The organism is Spirillospora sp. NPDC048911, from assembly GCF_043198015.1.
Lineage (GTDB): Bacteria > Actinomycetota > Actinomycetes > Streptosporangiales > Streptosporangiaceae > Spirillospora.
Genome location: NZ_JBICUD010000004.1, coordinates 588,471 through 604,537, shown reverse-complemented (window position 1 = coordinate 604,537; position 16,067 = coordinate 588,471). Strand labels below are relative to the sequence as shown.

Annotated in this window: 21 protein-coding genes and 1 tRNA gene; 19 read left to right on the top strand and 3 right to left on the bottom strand. The window is 67.1% G+C overall.

What is annotated here, in order from left to right; all coding sequences use genetic code 11:
• Nucleotides 1-11 precede the first annotated feature (11 nt).
• From ACGFNU_RS21265 to ACGFNU_RS21190, 16 genes are all read left to right on the top strand, one after another.
• Nucleotides 12-968 (top strand): hypothetical protein, encoded by a 957-nt coding sequence (locus tag ACGFNU_RS21265; protein WP_392595975.1) that lies wholly within the window; start codon nucleotides 12-14, stop codon nucleotides 966-968.
• Nucleotides 969-971: 3 nt separating this feature from the next.
• Nucleotides 972-2,207, top strand: a complete 1,236-nt coding sequence (locus ACGFNU_RS21260; protein ID WP_392595973.1) for a hypothetical protein — start codon at nucleotides 972-974, stop codon at nucleotides 2,205-2,207.
• Between the two features lie 45 nt (nucleotides 2,208-2,252).
• Nucleotides 2,253-3,188 (top strand): hypothetical protein, encoded by a 936-nt coding sequence (locus ACGFNU_RS21255; protein WP_392595971.1) that lies wholly within the window; start codon nucleotides 2,253-2,255, stop codon nucleotides 3,186-3,188.
• A 15-nt stretch (nucleotides 3,189-3,203) separates the two neighbouring features.
• The gene (locus ACGFNU_RS21250) at nucleotides 3,204-3,737 is read left to right on the top strand and encodes a hypothetical protein (RefSeq protein WP_392595969.1); all 534 of its coding nucleotides are present in this window, start codon (nucleotides 3,204-3,206) and stop codon (nucleotides 3,735-3,737) included.
• Complete coding sequence (locus ACGFNU_RS21245; protein WP_392595967.1) at nucleotides 3,710-4,696, top strand: hypothetical protein; 987 nt, start codon at nucleotides 3,710-3,712, stop codon at nucleotides 4,694-4,696. The genes ACGFNU_RS21250 and ACGFNU_RS21245 overlap by 28 nt, the downstream gene beginning before the upstream one ends.
• Before the next feature lie 12 nt (nucleotides 4,697-4,708).
• On the top strand, nucleotides 4,709-5,761 hold the full coding sequence (locus ACGFNU_RS21240) for a hypothetical protein (RefSeq protein WP_392595965.1): 1,053 nt from the start codon (nucleotides 4,709-4,711) through the stop codon (nucleotides 5,759-5,761).
• 15 nt (nucleotides 5,762-5,776) lie between these two features.
• A complete protein-coding gene (locus ACGFNU_RS21235) occupies nucleotides 5,777-6,676 on the top strand; it encodes a hypothetical protein (RefSeq protein ID WP_392595963.1) in 900 nt (299 codons plus the stop codon).
• A gap of 44 nt (nucleotides 6,677-6,720) precedes the next feature.
• Entirely contained in the window at nucleotides 6,721-7,515 is a 795-nt protein-coding gene (locus ACGFNU_RS21230) for a PAS domain-containing protein (RefSeq protein WP_392595961.1), read from the top strand.
• Nucleotides 7,516-7,575: 60 nt separating this feature from the next.
• Nucleotides 7,576-7,956: a hypothetical protein gene (locus ACGFNU_RS21225; protein WP_392595959.1), complete on the top strand. Its 381-nt coding sequence runs from the start codon at nucleotides 7,576-7,578 to the stop codon at nucleotides 7,954-7,956.
• Nucleotides 7,953-8,102, top strand: coding sequence for a hypothetical protein (locus ACGFNU_RS21220; RefSeq protein ID WP_392595957.1), 150 nt, complete (start codon nucleotides 7,953-7,955; stop codon nucleotides 8,100-8,102). The genes ACGFNU_RS21225 and ACGFNU_RS21220 overlap by 4 nt, the downstream gene beginning before the upstream one ends.
• Complete coding sequence (locus tag ACGFNU_RS21215) at nucleotides 8,102-9,142, top strand: peptidoglycan-binding protein (RefSeq protein WP_392595955.1); 1,041 nt, start codon at nucleotides 8,102-8,104, stop codon at nucleotides 9,140-9,142. Before ACGFNU_RS21220 ends, ACGFNU_RS21215 begins: the two co-directional genes overlap by 1 nt.
• The gene (locus ACGFNU_RS21210; protein WP_392595954.1) at nucleotides 9,142-9,567 is read left to right on the top strand and encodes a hypothetical protein; all 426 of its coding nucleotides are present in this window, start codon (nucleotides 9,142-9,144) and stop codon (nucleotides 9,565-9,567) included. Before ACGFNU_RS21215 ends, ACGFNU_RS21210 begins: the two co-directional genes overlap by 1 nt.
• A gap of 19 nt (nucleotides 9,568-9,586) precedes the next feature.
• Nucleotides 9,587-9,901 (top strand): hypothetical protein, encoded by a 315-nt coding sequence (locus ACGFNU_RS21205; protein ID WP_392595952.1) that lies wholly within the window; start codon nucleotides 9,587-9,589, stop codon nucleotides 9,899-9,901.
• A gap of 243 nt (nucleotides 9,902-10,144) precedes the next feature.
• Nucleotides 10,145-10,501, top strand: a complete 357-nt coding sequence (locus tag ACGFNU_RS21200) for a hypothetical protein (protein WP_392595950.1) — start codon at nucleotides 10,145-10,147, stop codon at nucleotides 10,499-10,501.
• Between the two features lie 153 nt (nucleotides 10,502-10,654).
• Nucleotides 10,655-10,761: transfer RNA gene (locus ACGFNU_RS21195), tRNA-OTHER, on the top strand.
• Nucleotides 10,762-10,992: 231 nt separating this feature from the next.
• The gene (locus ACGFNU_RS21190) at nucleotides 10,993-11,202 is read left to right on the top strand and encodes a hypothetical protein (RefSeq protein WP_392595948.1); all 210 of its coding nucleotides are present in this window, start codon (nucleotides 10,993-10,995) and stop codon (nucleotides 11,200-11,202) included.
• 276 nt (nucleotides 11,203-11,478) lie between these two features.
• Here the strand turns inward: ACGFNU_RS21190 and ACGFNU_RS21185 are convergent, their stop codons facing one another.
• The gene (locus ACGFNU_RS21185; protein WP_392595947.1) at nucleotides 11,479-12,003 is read right to left on the bottom strand and encodes an ATP-binding protein; all 525 of its coding nucleotides are present in this window, start codon (nucleotides 12,001-12,003) and stop codon (nucleotides 11,479-11,481) included.
• Between the two features lie 206 nt (nucleotides 12,004-12,209).
• Here ACGFNU_RS21185 and ACGFNU_RS21180 point away from each other — a divergent pair, with 206 nt between their 5' ends.
• The 3 genes from ACGFNU_RS21180 to ACGFNU_RS21170 all read left to right on the top strand — a co-directional run bounded on the left by ACGFNU_RS21180 (nucleotide 12,210) and on the right by ACGFNU_RS21170 (nucleotide 13,974).
• Nucleotides 12,210-13,055 carry a helix-turn-helix domain-containing protein gene (locus ACGFNU_RS21180; RefSeq protein ID WP_392595945.1) on the top strand — a complete coding sequence of 282 codons (846 nt, stop codon included), beginning with the start codon at nucleotides 12,210-12,212 and terminating at the stop codon, nucleotides 13,053-13,055.
• A 12-nt stretch (nucleotides 13,056-13,067) separates the two neighbouring features.
• The gene (locus ACGFNU_RS21175; RefSeq protein ID WP_392595943.1) at nucleotides 13,068-13,274 is read left to right on the top strand and encodes a DUF397 domain-containing protein; all 207 of its coding nucleotides are present in this window, start codon (nucleotides 13,068-13,070) and stop codon (nucleotides 13,272-13,274) included.
• A 271-nt stretch (nucleotides 13,275-13,545) separates the two neighbouring features.
• Nucleotides 13,546-13,974, top strand: a complete 429-nt coding sequence (locus tag ACGFNU_RS21170; protein ID WP_392595941.1) for a GntR family transcriptional regulator — start codon at nucleotides 13,546-13,548, stop codon at nucleotides 13,972-13,974.
• A 187-nt stretch (nucleotides 13,975-14,161) separates the two neighbouring features.
• On the opposite strand, the gene ACGFNU_RS21165 is transcribed toward ACGFNU_RS21170, so the two are convergent.
• Nucleotides 14,162-14,338, bottom strand: a complete 177-nt coding sequence (locus ACGFNU_RS21165) for a hypothetical protein (RefSeq protein WP_392595939.1) — start codon at nucleotides 14,336-14,338, stop codon at nucleotides 14,162-14,164.
• 82 nt (nucleotides 14,339-14,420) lie between these two features.
• Nucleotides 14,421-15,896, bottom strand: coding sequence for a TROVE domain-containing protein (locus tag ACGFNU_RS21160; protein ID WP_392595937.1), 1,476 nt, complete (start codon nucleotides 15,894-15,896; stop codon nucleotides 14,421-14,423).
• Nucleotides 15,897-16,067 lie beyond the last annotated feature (171 nt).

The window sequence follows — 16,067 nt, the reverse complement described above, 5'->3', positions numbered from 1 at the left end:
GGGGGTAGCCGATGCCGCTGGTCGCTAGACACCTCACCCAGCCGACGCAGGTTCCCGACCTGGCCGGGCTGCGCTCACCCCTCCAAGTCACCTACATCGACCCAGACGGCACACAGTGGGACTGGTCTAACCCACTGTCGGGATGTGTGGTGACCGCGGTGACGGGGATCGGGTCGCCGCCTGCGTCCTACACCGACAGTGCGCTGGCCGGTGGCGGGTCGCTGCCGCAAGCCTACGGCCCCGCGAAACGGCAGATCGTCATCGGCCTGCACGTGTTCGATGAGGACTCGCAGGCCGCCCTCCTAGACCGCATTGACCGGTTGGCGTTCGCGCTGTGGACCGAACGCGCTGGCGTCCCCGCACCGGGCCGACTGCTGCTGGCCCGGCCGGCGGGGAAGGTCCGGCAAATCGAGGTGTTCTGTACCTCTGGGCCGGAACAGGCCGAGACCGAAGGCTCACAAGACGCCTACCAATGGTCCACCAACTACGCGCTCACCTTCGAGTCCGGCCTTGACCCGCTGTTCAGTGACCTGGACGTGGTAGGTCCGCTGGTGTTCGCGGCGCCGCCGGTCAGCGGCGGGATCCCTCCGATGCCGCCGGTCCTGCTGTCGCCCGCGAGCACGCTGGGGGAGACCACGGTCGTCAACGACGGCAACGCCGACGCCTACCCGATCTGGACGATCCACGGACCCGGCACCCCCACGCTGACCAACGTCACGACCGGTCGAGAGTTCACCTTGGACACGGCGCTCGATGGCGACGAGACCATCACCGTCGATACTCGTCCGGCACAGCAGTCCGCGATCGACCAGGACGGCGTGTCCCGGTGGGGCGACCTGGTGAAGAACAACCCGCGGGATCTGTGGACGCTGATCCCTGGCAGCAACACACTCAGCCTCGAAATCTCCGGGACCGGACCGGGTTCAAAGATCGAGATGGTGTTCCGGCGTCGATGGCTGCGGGCCTAGCCGATGACGGTCTCGGTTGAGTCGCTCGACCTCACCACGTTCCAGCGGGGACGCCCGGTCGTGTTCGACAAGGTCGACGTCACCATCGCCCACAACCACGTCGGTTCGTTCACGCTCGAGATGCCCGCTGACGCACGCAACTGGGAACTGATCCAACTCGATGGGAACGGTGACCTGCTGCCGGTCGGGATCTTGGTGAACTGGAACGGCGTGTATGAGGTGCCGCTGGTCGCCGAGGACTGGGACCGCAAGGAAACCCTCACCGACGGCCGCGCTGTCGAGACGCTGACGCTGATCGGTGCGGACATGCTGTCGGTGCTGGCCAACCGCGTCGCCTATCCCAACCCGGCCGCTACGTGGGCGTCTCAGACCGTCACCACGACCACCTACACCGGCGCCGCGGAGACGGTCATCAAGACGATCGTGGCGGCGAATCTGGTGACCGCGGCGGACACCGACCGCCGAGTGCCGCTCACCATCGCCGCTGATCTGGCCCGTGGCGGGTCAGTGACCTACAAGGTCGTGCCGCCCGACCCGGCTGCGACGACCGGCACGCAGACCACGACGGTGCAGCAGTCGCTGATGGACATGGCCCGCGCCATCGACCTGCAATCGCCGATAGGGGTACAGATCGCGCTCGGGGCGAGCGGGCCGGTGTTCGACGTGTACCTCCCACGAGACCTCACCGAACAAGCTGTGTTTTCCAAGAGTCTGGGGAACTTGCCGGAGTCGAGCCTGTCGGTGACGGCCCCGACCGGCAACGCGGTCCTGCTGCAGTCCAAAGTCACCGGCACCACCTTCACCCAAGCCAACGGGAACGGCTACAACAACCCGTGGCGGCGCGTAGAGGTGTACTCCGACCAGTCCAGCGTCGACACCGCCGCCGACGTCACCACCGCGGGCAACGAAGCGCTCGCGTCCGGCGCCGGCCAGGTGAAAATCTCGGTGACTGTCGTCGACTTGCCCAACCTGCGGTTCGGCGATGATGACCTCGACGCCGGGATCCAGGGCTACCTGGTCGGCGACAAGGTCACCCTCGACGTCCGTGACGGCGTGACCTACTCCGATGTGGTCACCAAGGCCCAGCTCGTCGCGGACGCGACCGGCGACACCTACACCGAGACCGTCACGCCGACGATCGGTGTCGGCGATGACGCCACCGACCAGACCATCTCCGCGAAGTTGTCCGCCCGGCTGCGCGCCGTGGAACGCGCGCTGCGCGGCTCTGTCACGGCCTGACCGACCGGCCATCTGTTCGCCTGCAGTGAGAGGACGCGTGCGCCTATGGCCGATGAGACCTTCCCGATCGCGGGCACCAACCAGATCACCGACATTGTCGGCTGGGAGTCCTACTTCACCAGCGCGCAGCTGGACGGCATCTACTACGGCATCAACCCGTCCCTGAACTCAGGCGCGCGAACCGTGGGTTTCACCGAAGGCGCCGCGCTGGTTCGCGGGTTCTACAAGCCGGTGTTCGCGCCGCGTTCCACGGCGGTGCCGACTGCCAGCGCGCAGAACCGCATCGACCGGCTGGTGATGCGGCTGGACCGCTCACAAGCAAGCGACGCCGCTGCGTTCATCGTGCCCGCAGTTTTGCAGGGCACGCCCGGCGCTTCGACACCGCCAGCGTTGACCAAGGTGATCTCGCCGACCGGCATCTGGGACCTCTCAGTCTGCCGATGGACCTCCAACAGCAACGGGTCACTGTCGGGACTGGTCGACGAGCGGTACTGGCTCGGCGGCGGGTTCACCTCTGCTGCGCGGACTGGGTCGCTACTGGCGGCGTGGCCGCCGCGGGTCGGTGTCGAGATCGAAACCAACAGGGTGTTCCAAAGCAACGGCGCCACCTGGACGCAGGTCACCGACGACGACACCGGCTGGGTGAGCCTGCCGATCGACTGGACCACCCAGTGGACGTCCGCGGGTGGCATCACGGCCCGCAAGGTAGGCGCGACCGTTGCCGTGCGGATTGAGGTGACCCGGGCCGGGTCGAGCCTGGGCGTCGCCGACCCCGACGGATCTCAGATCGCGACACTCCCCACCGCTATGCGCGCAGCCAACTTCAACTACTTCTCTGCCCAGTTCGCCGGCGCCGGATCGGCGGGCGGGATCACGGCACGGCTGCAGGTCAAACCCGACGGGACGATCTGGTGCGGCGCTGTGGACAAAGACGTGCCCGTCGGCCGGCACTTGCGGCAGACCTTCACCTTCATCCCCTGATCCTGGAGTGGCCTCGTGGCGAGACAGTTGTTCGGCGGGATCGGCGACTACGTCGTCGTTCCGGGCGACGCGGTGACCGTCGGAGACGTGGATGGGTTCCAGACGGTGCTGGCGCCGGGCGTCGTCGTGTCGTTCTACAACGCTGCGGCGGCAGGCACTCAGTACACCGATCTGCTGGACCTGTCGAACACCCCGATCACCACGGTGACGACTACTGCGGATGGGGCGCTGCCGCAGTTCTGGGGTCCAGATGGCGTCACGCGAATGTATGCCGAGGCGGGGGGCGAGCGCCGCGCGGTCACCGCGATCGACGCGGGCGATGTGGTCACCGACCTGCGAGCCACAGTGCAGTCTTTGCAGGAGACGGTATCGCTGCTCAGTAACAGTGTCGGGACGGTCCGCTATGACGCGGGGACGTCGTCGTGGCCGGAACGCCCTGACGATTCGCGCACGTATTTGTGGATTGGGCCGACGGCGCCGTCGATCGGCGGCGGTACTGGGATGGTCGATGGCGTCGACCTGTGGATCAACCCGACGCCGGTCACCTGATGAGGTACGCGCAGGTTTTCGCGGCGTCGGGGTTGCGGCTGCTGCCGTTGCAGGGCGGTCCGGGTGTGCTGCCGGGCGGCGGCCCCGGGCCCGACCCGGGCGGCGGCGGGGGGCCGGTCGGGAACCGCAACGCCATTCTGTGGGGCGCCTGCCCCGTCAACCTGTCCGGTAGCGATTTCGAGGCGATGAACGCGCAGTTCGGGCCGTTGACGATCCGCCGGTCCTACCAGCCCGCCGCCGCCGGCATGCCGGCGTCGTGGGCCGCTTGCAACGCCGGTGTCGATGTCGGGGTGCGGGCGTCGGCGTGGTCAGGCAAACCCACCATGTCCAGTGTGGCCAACGGTTCTCTGGACGGGCAGATTCTGGCGTTTCTGCGGAGCATCCCGCCGACTCATCTGGCGTGGGTCACGATCTGGCACGAGCCGGACGGGAAGATCAAGGACGGCGTGTTCAGCCTCGCCACCTACAAGGCGGGCTTCGCTCGGTTCTGTCAGCTGACCCAGCAGGTCAAAACCGAGGGCTGGCCGCACCTGTACACCTTCCAATGCGTCACCACCTGGGCCGGCACCAACCCCAGCCCTGGGACGACGTACGCCGACATGTGGCCCGGTGACGGCCTGGTCGACTGCTACGGCCTGGACGGCTACTCCCACGTCGGCTCGGGCGAGTCGCTGTGGGGACCGGGGGTGGCGTTCGCCCGCTCCAAGGGCATCCCGTGGTGCGTCCCGGAGATCGGCTACGGCAACACCGGTTCCCAGGACGTGTCGTGGCTCAACGACCAGGTGACCTATCTGACGTCGACCGCGGCGGGTGGCCACTCCAAAGCTGCGTTCGCGTGCTGGTTCAACACCGCCGGGCCGATCTCCAACCCGACACCGGGCAGCAACACGGCGTGGATCACCGCCGCAAAGGCCGCGTCCGCCGCCTACTACACCGACTACACCCAGTTCGTCCTCTAGGAGGTTGGCTCTGTGGCGATCGCGTACCGTGCGGGCAGCGAGGCCCACGTCACCACGGGCAGCCTCAACATCAGCATCCCCTCCGGGGTGCAGGCCGGTGACGTCATGGTCCTGGTCGGCGGCCAGAACGACGCCGGGGTCGCCGCGAACGACTGGGCGACCCCGGCGGGCTGGAACTTGCTCGACTCCCGCAGAGTCGGCAGCAACCTGTTCGGCGCGTTGTGGGTGCGGGTCGCACAGTCCGGCGACGCCGGCGGCAGCGTCGCGTTGTCGACGCCGGGCACCGGTAAATCGTGTGCGCTGCTGGCGGCCTACTCCGGGTGTGACCCGGTCACCCCGGTCAACGTCTCGGCGGGTTTGTCGGAGTCGGTGAGCACCGCCTCCCACGTCACCCCGACCGTCGAAACCGCTCTGGACGAAACGCGGGTCGTGATCGCCTGCGCCCAGTCCAACAGTGTGGCCGAGGGGTGGGGGACCGCGACCGGCTACACCAAACGCCTCGACAGCGTCGGGTTCAACTCCGCGCCGTCCGGGCACGTCACAGCGACGCTGCAGGACAAGGGCGCCGCGACCGTCGGCACCTACGGCGGTGAAGCACTAGTCGCCACCGCGGCGTCCACCAAAGCGGCGATGTGGACTGTGGCGTTGTCTCCCGCGTCGTCGACGCAGGTGTCGCGGCCGGTGTCGGACCTGACCATCACCGACGCCGAAGGCGTCCCGGCGCCCGGCGGAGGCAGCGGCGTCTACGCGCGGCTCGCCGAGAACGTCGACACCTCCTACGCGCAGATCTCCGACGACGGTGTCGTCCAGGTCGGGGTGGCGGCGATGGTGGATCCGCTGTCGGCGACCGGGCACAAGGTCACTTACCGCAGCTGCTACGCCGCCGGCGCCTCATCCGGATCGATGGCAGTCACCCTCAAGCAGGGCAGTACCACGGTCGCGTCCTGGACAGACACGCTGACGGGCAGCTTCCAGACGTTCACACACACCCTGACCAGCGGCGAAGCCAACGCCATCAGCGACTACGCCGACCTGAACGTGACGTTCTCGCCGTCCCTCACCTGACCGGGAGCGTCCTGGATGCCTCACCTCGGCACTGTCGGCACCGCCACCCAGAACTCCTCGGCCACCGCTGTCGCGATCACCCTGACCGACGATGTTGCCGTTGGTGCGACGATTCTGATCGGTGCGTGCTGGGACGCGCCGGCGGGCACGATCCCGACGGTGTCGTCGGTGGTCGACTCGAGCGGCAACACCTACACCACCACCCCGGACGCGGTCGTGCTGGCTGGCACGACCCTGGTGGTCGGGGTGATCCGTGGCCGTGTCACCACGGCCCTGGACTCGGGTGACACGATCACTGTGACGTTGTCGGCGTCGCGGGCCCGCTGGTGCCTGCAGGCCGATGTGTTCGACGATGTGGACGCCTCGCCGCTGGATGAGACCGCGACGAACGCGCCGGGCTCGTCGACGAGCCTGTCGACCGGGACGACCGCCACCACCGGCCAAGCCCTGGAACTGCTGTACAGCGTGTTCGGGTTCGGCACCGGCCGGACCGTCACCATCCCGGGCGGGTGGACCGGCGGCGCGAAGGTGGAGACCACTGCGGGGTCCACGGACCGGGCGTTGCAGGTCGTCCACAAGTACGTCAACGCGGTAGGGGCGCAGCAGGGCACGTTGACGCTGTCGTCGGCGTCCACCTATGCGGGCGCGATCGCGACGTACACCTACACCTCGACCGAGGACCCGGTCGCGCGCGTCGCGCAGGTCAAGTTCGAGGCGCCGCTGGCCGGCGCAGCACTGATCGCCAAGGTCGCGCAGGTCAAGTTCGAGGCACCGACCGGGGTGACCGGTGAGGCACGCATCGCCCAAGTCAAGGTGATCGTGCCGTCCCGGGACGGCCAGCCCCCGTATTCGGGGATCAAGGCCCTGGTCGACGGGAGCCTGCAGGACGCCACCATCAGCAGCACCGCCACCTGATGGCCAGAACCGTCGAAACGACCGCCGGATAGAAGGGTGCCCGGGTGAAGGCGACACCACTGCTGCCCAGACTCATATCCGGTTGGTGCCGCTGCCACCTGTTCGAACCCATCAAGGCCCGGATCGGACGCCGCGGTGCCGCATTGCTGGTGTTCGCGTTCATCGACCTGGTCTACGGCCTGTCGATGATCTCCTCCAGCCCGGACATCCGCGGGGTGGCGATCTACAAGTTCGCGGCGACCATGATGCCGCTGGCCGCCTGGGGCATTCTGTGGACCGCGATCGGGATGTGCTGCCTGGTGTCGGCGTTCCTGCGGCGCGACTCGGCGGGATTCGCCGCAGCGATCGGCATCAAGGTCGGATGGGCGCTGCTGGCGCTGATCGGCTGGGGCACCGGCGAGGTACCCCGCGGCTATGTGAGCGTATCGATCTGGGCCGTGTTCGCCGGCCTCGTCGGCGTCATCGCCTCCTGGCCCGAACCGCTTCCCCAGCGGATACGGGACCGCGACATCACCTCCGAAGAAGCGGTGATCTCAGCGGACGCCGACGGCTGCATCGTGTCGTGGAACGCCGCAGCCGCCCACATGTTCGGGTGGAGCGCCACCGAGGCGGCCGGCCAGCCGTTGACCATCTTGATCCCGCCGGAACTGAGGGACCAGCACCGGGCCGGGTTTCGTCGTGCGGTGGCCACCGGTGCCAGTGACCTGTCGGGGCGGATGCTGCAGCTGACCGGGCTGCACCGCAACGGCCACACCTTCGGGGTCGACCTGACCTTGTCGATCTGGCGGAACGCCGCGGGCGAGGTGTCGTTCACGGGCCTCCTGCGCAACCGGGGGTGAGGGTTGAACCCGCAGCTATGGACTCAGCTCACTCTCGGCTTCGTTCCGATTCTGACCGCCGTGCTGCTGTACCGCCAGTCGGTGAAGGTGCAGCGGATCAACTCTGAGGCAACCGAGCGCGCCGCTGAGCAGACCGCAGAACTGGAACGCACAAAAGTCGATGCCGCGGCCTACGAACGAGCCAAGTCCGTCTACGAATCCGCGCTGGGCCAGTTGGAGAAGCAGCTTGAACGCCTGCAGGAGCAACTGGACCGGCTAAATGAGCAGCTGGCGCGGGAGCAGGACACCTCGAACACCCTCCGAAACCAGATACACGAACTCCGCCGCCAGGTGTCGGAGTTGGAACGCACGGTCGGTGAGCTGCGTCGGCAACTCGTTCTCGCTGGTGTCGACCCTGCGTTGATGGGCCGACGGAACACCGACGATCTGGAGGAGCAATGACCGATCTCGTTCCCGAGCACGACTTCCTGGACCGTGTCGACACTCATCCCGACAGTCAGCGGCCGACCGATCCCGACGAGGTGCAGGTGCTGCGCGAGCTCTACGGGGAGCCGGACGACGACGGAATCTTTCGAGGGGAGCGCTAATGCCTGGCGCCGCCGCGATGCTGGCCGAGGCCCGCAGATCCCTCGGGCTCGGTGAGCCGAACCACATCCAAGCCTGGTTCCGTGAACGCAACGGCGCCGCCTACTCGGGCAACTTTGCCTGGTGCGACGCAGCGGTCACGTACTGGTCGGTGAGGTCTGGCAACCATGCCGCGGTTTGCCCGGCAGGGGATCGCGCCTACACCGTCGCCCATGCCGAGGACTTCCGGAAGATCGGCCGCTGGTACGCCGGCACCGTCGAAAACCTGAACAACGCCAAGCCCGGCGATGTGGTGTTCTTCGACTGGGGCGAGACGAATTCGATCGGTGCGATCGACCACGTCGGTGTCATCGAGCAGGTCCTCGGCGGCGGTCGTGTGGTCTGCATCGAGGGCAACTCCGGTGACCGGTGTGTGCGGCGTGTCCGCAGCGCATCCAGCATCGCGGGGTTCGGCCGGCCGGCTTACGGGGCGGACAAGCCTTACAAGTGGTCGGGGAACGCGCCAGCGGCGACGCTGCGTGCGGGTGACTCCGGCGACCAAGTCCGTGACCTCCAGTACGCGCTGCTCAAGGCGGGGAGACGGCTCTCTCAATACGGCGCGGACGGCGACTACGGAGACGAAACCACCACTGCGGTCAAGACGTTCCAGCGCTCTGCGGGCGTGCCGACGAGCGGCGTGTACGACGAGGCGACCGCGAAAGCACTCCAGACAGCTCTGACGCCTGACACGGAAGACGAGGAAGAGATGCGGTACTTCGGGCAGCTCACCAACGGCGCCGCAGCGGTGACGGCGATCTCCCTGCATCCCGGAGACTGCAGGAACGGCATCGGTTTCTGGGGCGACAACGGCGTCCAGAAGCTACCGCCGGCGAAGCTGCGGGTGGCGGTGCACGACAAGGGGGGCTGGTATCTGGCGGAGGTCGTGGTCGACGCCACCAAGCCCAAGCCGTGGATCCGGTTCCGCGAGCCCAAGACGACCGACGGCGCGAGCGTGCAGCGCTTGGACGACGGCGCAGCCGCGGTGGCGTGGGACGCCAGCTGATGCAGCAGCACACCGCACAGCAGATCGAGCGAGGCCCGGCCACTGGCAGGTGGGTATACGCCTGCAGCGGGCGTCGCACCTGGTACGTAGAGTGCTGCCGCGACCCGTACTTCGAGATTCTGCAGCTTCCCGACGATGAGCGCGACACCTCGCCGCTGTGGGAACAGGTCGGACACGCCACCCGCGACGAGGCGTACGGGCATATGCGGGCCATCCTGCTGGCGCAGCTTGACCTCGACGGCGTTCTGACGGACTGGCGCGGTTGCAAGGCGCCCGTGGCCGAGGGGCGCTGCGACGTCCCGACTAAGCGGATCGCGACCCTGCCGTCCATCTATTTCCTGAAGCCGCTGTGCGACGAGCACAGGACTCGTGAGGTTGTTGAGTCCATGTGGGACGGACCGGGAGATAGTTTCACCAGCGGGTAGGCATGGCCGCAGACGGGCGGTGGCCATCGCCTGGGACTCCTCCTACCTGACTGTCAGGCCCGGACGGTACGGTAGAGGCCATTCCCCGCCGCTCCTCCCAGGTTCAGTCACGGCCGAAAGCACGCCTCCGATCATCTCCCTCGACGACATCCATGCTCGGTTCGGTGCGCTTTCGGAGCGGCCCGAGCCAGAGCGGACGCTGCGCGGATTGACGCTGGCGCTGGCGGAGTACTACCTGGTGAAGCTCCCGGATGAGCCTGCGAAGGCCAAGGCTATCGAGGCTCTTGAGGACGCCATGGACTTTGCGTGTGAGGCGCTCACCGGAGCCTGCTGACTATTCGACCTCGCGCCAGGGCCCGTAGATCTGCCAGTCGTTCACTTCGGAGGGACGCTCCTCGTCCCGGACGACGACGAAGCCATCTTTGATCTGAGCTGCGGCAGTCGCTAAGGCCTCCGCATCTGGTCCGGTGACGCTGAAGACGATCTCTCCGTCCGCACGGACTCCCCACTGGCTCGTGAAAAGTCAGTCTGCAACAACTCGGCGGCGCTGGCCGCCCAGTGACCTTAGGAGGTCGCTATGAGGTTCAGGGGCTTCGGGCTGGAGCCAGCCATCATCGCCTACGTAATCAACGGCGGGGTGGCACTGCTGGTCGCTTTCGGTCTGCCGGCGTCGCAGGGCCAGGTGGAAGCGGTCACGGTCATCACCACCGCCATCGCTGCCGCAGTCACGGCTGTGATGACTCGACCGCTGGTCGTGTCGACGCTGACAGGTTCGCTTGCCACGGTGATGGCTGCGCTGGCGGCGTTCCGGATCGACTTCAATGCTGAGCAGATCGGGCAGTCGGTCGCCTTCGTGAGCCTGGTGTTGGCGCTGCTGCTGCGGCAGAACGTGTCCCCGGCTCCGGCTGTTACGGCGAGGCCGCCACAGGCATAGCCTGGTGCTCCGGCAGGGCGCGCACGCCGGTCGCGGCTTCGGCCGCCAAGGTCCTTCGGGTTCCCGCGCACGAACGCCCGCTCTTCCGCTTCGGCGGAGGGGCGGGTGTTTCGTCGTATTCTGATTCGTGGTACCGAGTCTCCGGCACCGGAGGCGAGTCGTGTAGCTCAGGTAGGTAGAGCGCCGCTTGGCTGCTTGCAGGTGCGCTGCGGGCGGTTGCGTGAGGCGGAGGTCGCCGGTGCAAGTCCGGCCGCGACGCGTAGACGCCCCGTCCTCCTGATGAAGAGCCCCAGGGCTCAGGGAGGACGGGGCGTTTCGTTGCCCCTCGGCGGCGGCGTGAGGGCGCCACCTTCGATCACGCACCGATGGGAAGGGCTGACGGTCATGGACAACGACTAGCTCCCCGATCATACGAACAAGGGGCCCGCACCGTTCACGGTGCGGGCCTTCACCATGTGACCTCCAGCGACGTTCGGCCTATGCTGGCGCCAATGAGTACCATGGCCCAGATCTGCCCCAACGGCCACGAACTCGGCCCTGGCCGCGTCCTTGAAGGCTGGGCGCCGTGCGGATGCCCGCCCGCGCTCGGAGCTTTCAAGGGCCATCGAACTACGCAGTGCGAGATCTGCCGGGCCGAGGGCTTTACTACCGTGCGGTACGTGCCGGAGCACATCGGCGACACCCTCCACCCCAGCCGCTAGACAGGTAACTCTTGTGTGGCTAGACCAGGTTGACGTAACTCCTTGACGGAGTGGACGGGCTCTGTAGAAATTGGTCCCGTAGGAACCGCAGACCACGCGGCGACACCGTTGCCGCGGCCCCAGGGTGCGCGCCCTGGGACCGCGGCGCCAGCAGAACGGGAGACCCCCCGAACCGAGCCTCTCGCCATCCGCAGCCTCAGCGTCGGCAAGGACAGGCTCGGTCGGAAGCGCGCGGTGCTCCCGTCCCAGGCGCGTGCAAGGCACGCACCCGAGCCTCTATTGATCTTCTGGTGTTGAGCCCAGTGCCGGAGGCGTCGGGAACTTCCCGCCTCCGGCACTGGATTCTCCCCCCAATGGAAGCGCCGGCCACGGGGACGTCTGCGCTTCCATGTCTGTCGGACACCCATCGAGGTCGACCTCGAACCAGAGGCAGGTCCGTTTCCTCTCGGTGATGAGTGACCAGGCGGCCGCGTACGCCTCGATGATGGTGAGCCCGCGGCCGTAGTCGATCCGGTCGGTCGTGATCTGTCCGAGACAGCCGCCTTTGCGGGCCGGCCCCCGATCCTGCACCGACACCCGTAGCCGGGCATCGTCCGCGGTAACTGTGACGGTGATGGCGGGGGTCCCGTGCAACACGGCGTTCGCGATCCCTTCAGCGGTCATGGACTCGATGTCATCGAGCAGGTCGCTGCTGGCGATGACTTTGGCTGATAGGGCACGGACCTCGCGTCGCACCTGGCTGGCCTTTTCGGCTGAGGACAGTGCGAGAGGCGGGGCGAGGAGCTCCACGACAGCGGTCACGACCGATGCTTGCGGCGAGGCGGAGCCTGATCGGTGAAGTCCCGCGAGTCCGGCACCTGCATCTCGTCACCGCCTGTGTGTGAGTGAGCCTTGCCTGCATTCTTTGCTGTAATGATTACAGATCACAAGTAGTGGCTACGGGAAACTGTGTCCCATTACGGTCACGGCCCGTTCGGGGAGCATCGCGTTGCGCGACACTAGGTGTCATGCCACCAGCCAAGCCGCCGCTCTACATCGCGTCGGTCCGAGCGAAACGACTCGCTCGGAGCCTGCGTGAACATCGAGAGCAGGCAAGAATCACAGCCACGAAGGCGGCGGCCCACCTCGGCTGGAGCCAAGGCAAGGTGAGCCACATCGAACGCTGCCGGAACAAACCCACCCAGGACGACGTCGCCAGGATGCTGGAGCTCTACGGCGTGCCGACACCTGAACGGGACGCACTCATCGCTCTGGCTGGCGAAGCAGAACGCCACGGCTGGTGGACCGAGTACGTCGGGGTCTTCAACGGCCCCTATGTCGCTCTCGAGGACGAGGCATCAGAGATCTGCGACTGGGCACCCAAGGTCGTCCCCGGGCTGCTCCAGACCCAGGACTACGCGCGTGAGGTCATCTCCGCCGGCATGCTCAACGGCGACGACGACATCGAGCGCCGACTGCAAGCGAGGATGGCGCGCCAGACGATCCTGGGGCGGCCGAATCCGCCGCACCTGCATGTCGTCTTGGACGAGCACGTCCTGGAGAGACCGCTCGGCGGTGCCAACGTTCTACGCGACCAGCTGTACAAGCTCCGAGCGGAGGCGGCTCGCCCCAATGTCACCATCCAGGTGCTGCCGAAGTCGGTGGGTACGCACCCCGGCCTTGACGGCGCGTTTATCGTGCTCCGGTTCGCCGAAGATCCCGACGTCGGCTATGTGGAGGGGTTCCATGGCGCGGTGTACCTGGAGAGCCCACCGAAAGTGGCCAACTGTAATGTGGCGTGGGAGCGGCTCTGCAGAGCGGCGCTCGACCCACAGGAGTCGGCGGCGCTGATCGGCGCCGCCGCGAAACAGTAAGGTCCTGACCACATGTTTTACGAGCGTGATCTCGCATGCGCGAACTGGCGCAAAAGTTCCCACAGCGGGGACGCCAACACCTGTGTCGAGGTGGCCCGGAACCTGCCCGGCATCGTGGCGGTCCGTGACTCCAAGAACCCTGACCGGCCGGCGCTGGTCTTCAGCCCCGCCGAGTGGCTCTCATTCACCCGGGTCCTGAAGGAAAGCCCGGCCGCCTAGGTTCGGCGAACATCGAAGGCCCCTCACCGTCTCGGGGGATGGTGAGGGGCCTTTGCCATGCCCGGTCCTGACCAGGAAAGGCACAGCAACCTCCAATGTAGGACACACCTGCCGATTCGTCTCTACCTGTTAATGACAATCGGTCCAGCACCAAACTGCGAAGAAACCTGCCCGGCTTCGTGATCCACCAGGTCACAGGCCAACCGGATAGCAGCCTAGGAGGTTAGGAGCCTAGGCTGAGAGCTATCTCACCCTCCATACGGTGCTCCACATGCAACGGCGCATCGACCCAAACGCCGAGCGGCCCTGGTACCGGCAGCTCGCCGACATCCTCAGAGGCACCATCACCTCGGGGGAGTGGCAGCCCGGCCAGAACCTGCCCAGCGAGGCAGACCTCGTGCACCAGTACGAGGTCAGCTCCGCGACCGTCCGCAAAGCGCTGGCCATTCTCCGCGCCGAAGGCCTGGTCGAATCCGTTCGCGGGATGCCGTGGAGGGTCCGCGAACGGGGGGAGCCGTCCGTGATCCAACTGCAGCCGGGAGACCGAGTGCGTGCCCGGCTCGCCACTCGCGAGGACACCGAACGCTACGAGATCCCCGAAGGTGTCGTGGTCCTGGCGGTGTCCCGCGAGGGTGGACGCGACCATGTGTACCGGGCCGACGAAGTCGAAGGTGTCGTCAGCGACCCCGACGACGACTAATTCCACTGTGGACATGTCAAGAAGCACACGTCCCCGAGGTTCAGGGGGGATCGCCTTCTTCGCAACATAACATCACGCCCACGGCAAGTGGCCAAGGGTTAGCACTATGTGAAATGCACGTGCATTCCCCAGGTCATGGCCCTATCAGGATCAAGTCTGTCAGCTCTCTGGCAGGACCAAGCTCCTGTCAGCTTCTCGCCGCCGCCAGCAACTCCATCCGTGCCGCGAACCGCTCACCCTGCGGCACCGCCGCCCAGAACGTATGGCGGTGAATCTCGACCGCCAACTCCTGCTGCGCCTTGACTGCCTCGTCCCATGACGGCAGTCCCTGACCTGCCTCACCGCGGGCAATGCTCGCCCGCATCCTGCCAGGCGCCAGCGACACTCCTGCAGCCGGTGCAGCGTAAGGCCAGCCCGGAGTACATCATCGGGCTGGCCTCACAGCATCAGGCGGCCTTGTCGAGCATCCACGGCCAGCTTGCCGAGCGACCCGCTTCCAGCAGCGGAATCAGCCGGAAACCCGCGTCCGACAGCCCACCCATCGTCACCCGCAGACCATCACCGGATGCGGCATGGCCACGCTGGTACCCGGCGAGGTTGAAGGTGTACAGCGGCGTGGTCCGCGGCAGAGCCTGCCCGACGTCACCGCCGCTGGCCTGCTCGTCGGTCAGGATCACGACGCGGTCATGGCCCCGGAAATGCTGCCGGACCGCGCCAGCGGTGTCGGTGCCGCCACCGAGGAAATACCCGTCGTTCTTCCACCGGTCCAGCGACCTCAGCAGCGACTCACCCCGACGGAGCGGGAACGCCTTCGTCCGCGGGCCCTGCGGGTCACCCCAGTACCGCGCCGACGACGAGTACGACACCACAGCAGCGTCGTCGCATCGCTGCGCCAGCGCCACACCGAACAGCGCCGCGGCGTCCCACCGCATCAACGTCCCGTCCTTGGAGAACCCAGCGTCCATCGACGAACTGGTGTCGACCAGGATCAGTGTCCGGCCCGGCAGCGCGGGGATGTTGCTGATGGACGCGGTGAGCGCCTTATCGAGCGCGTGCCCCCACCGCAGCGATGGCGCTGCTCGGTATGCCGACAGGAACCGCATCGGAAGCTGCCGTGACCGCGCGACCTGCTCCGGGTCGGCGAGCCGCGCCGCCACCTGTGCGGCGACGTCATCGGAGACGCCGGCCTCATCCCAGTTGCGGAGATTCCGGAGCCTGGCCATGTAGCCCATCGACGGGATGATCGCCTCCCACGCCTTGGCATCCATCGGGCCCTGCAACCAGCCGGCCAGCGCCTCCCAGGTGATGCCGGCCGCTCGGAGCCGCTCCGGACCGTTCTCAGCGGTCAGGACGGCCCTCCGCTCAGCGGAAGGCAGCGCCATCAGCTCGGCGCGAGCCCGCAGCATGGCCAGGCTCTCAGGAATCGGCTTGTCTCGGCCGTGGCGCCGGTCCAGCGCGTGACCGAGCAGGTCATACCGCCATGTCCCACGAATCTCCGGCCGGTGGTACGCCGGCTGCGTCAGGTCGACCACGTCACCGAAACGCACTGCCCGGTCGGCCGAGTCGTACTTCAGCAGGGACCTCTCGTTGTACAAGCGTGCGACGGCATCCGCGACACCGCGCTTCAGCGCGATCGGAATCGGCTTGCCGTACCTGCTCAGCCAGTAAGCGAGGATCTCGCTCGGCTCGTCCGCGCGCTGCAGCACCGAGTCGACGACGGCACGGGTCCGCATCCCCTCAGGCTTGGCGCGCACGAGTTCGACAGCCGCGACGAGCGGCGCCGACCGCATGTTCCCCTCGGCACGCAGCCACGTCAGGAACCCGGCTGTCCAGTTCGGGTCCTCGCGGCCTGCGGAGATGACCAGGTTGGTGAAGCGCTCATCGCGGTCCCCGGCCTTCTCATAGAAGGTGTCCTCGCCCACGAGATTGCTGACAGCGAGAAGGAAGAGTTCGGACCTGGTGTCCCGTGCATGTCCGGGAGCGCCCTCGTAGGTGTGGCCCGACGCGTTTGTCTCAGTCTTGACCGGGCTCGACACGGCGGTGCGAGCAGACCGGGTGTTGAACTTCGCCATCCCTGCAACCCCTGGAGCGGG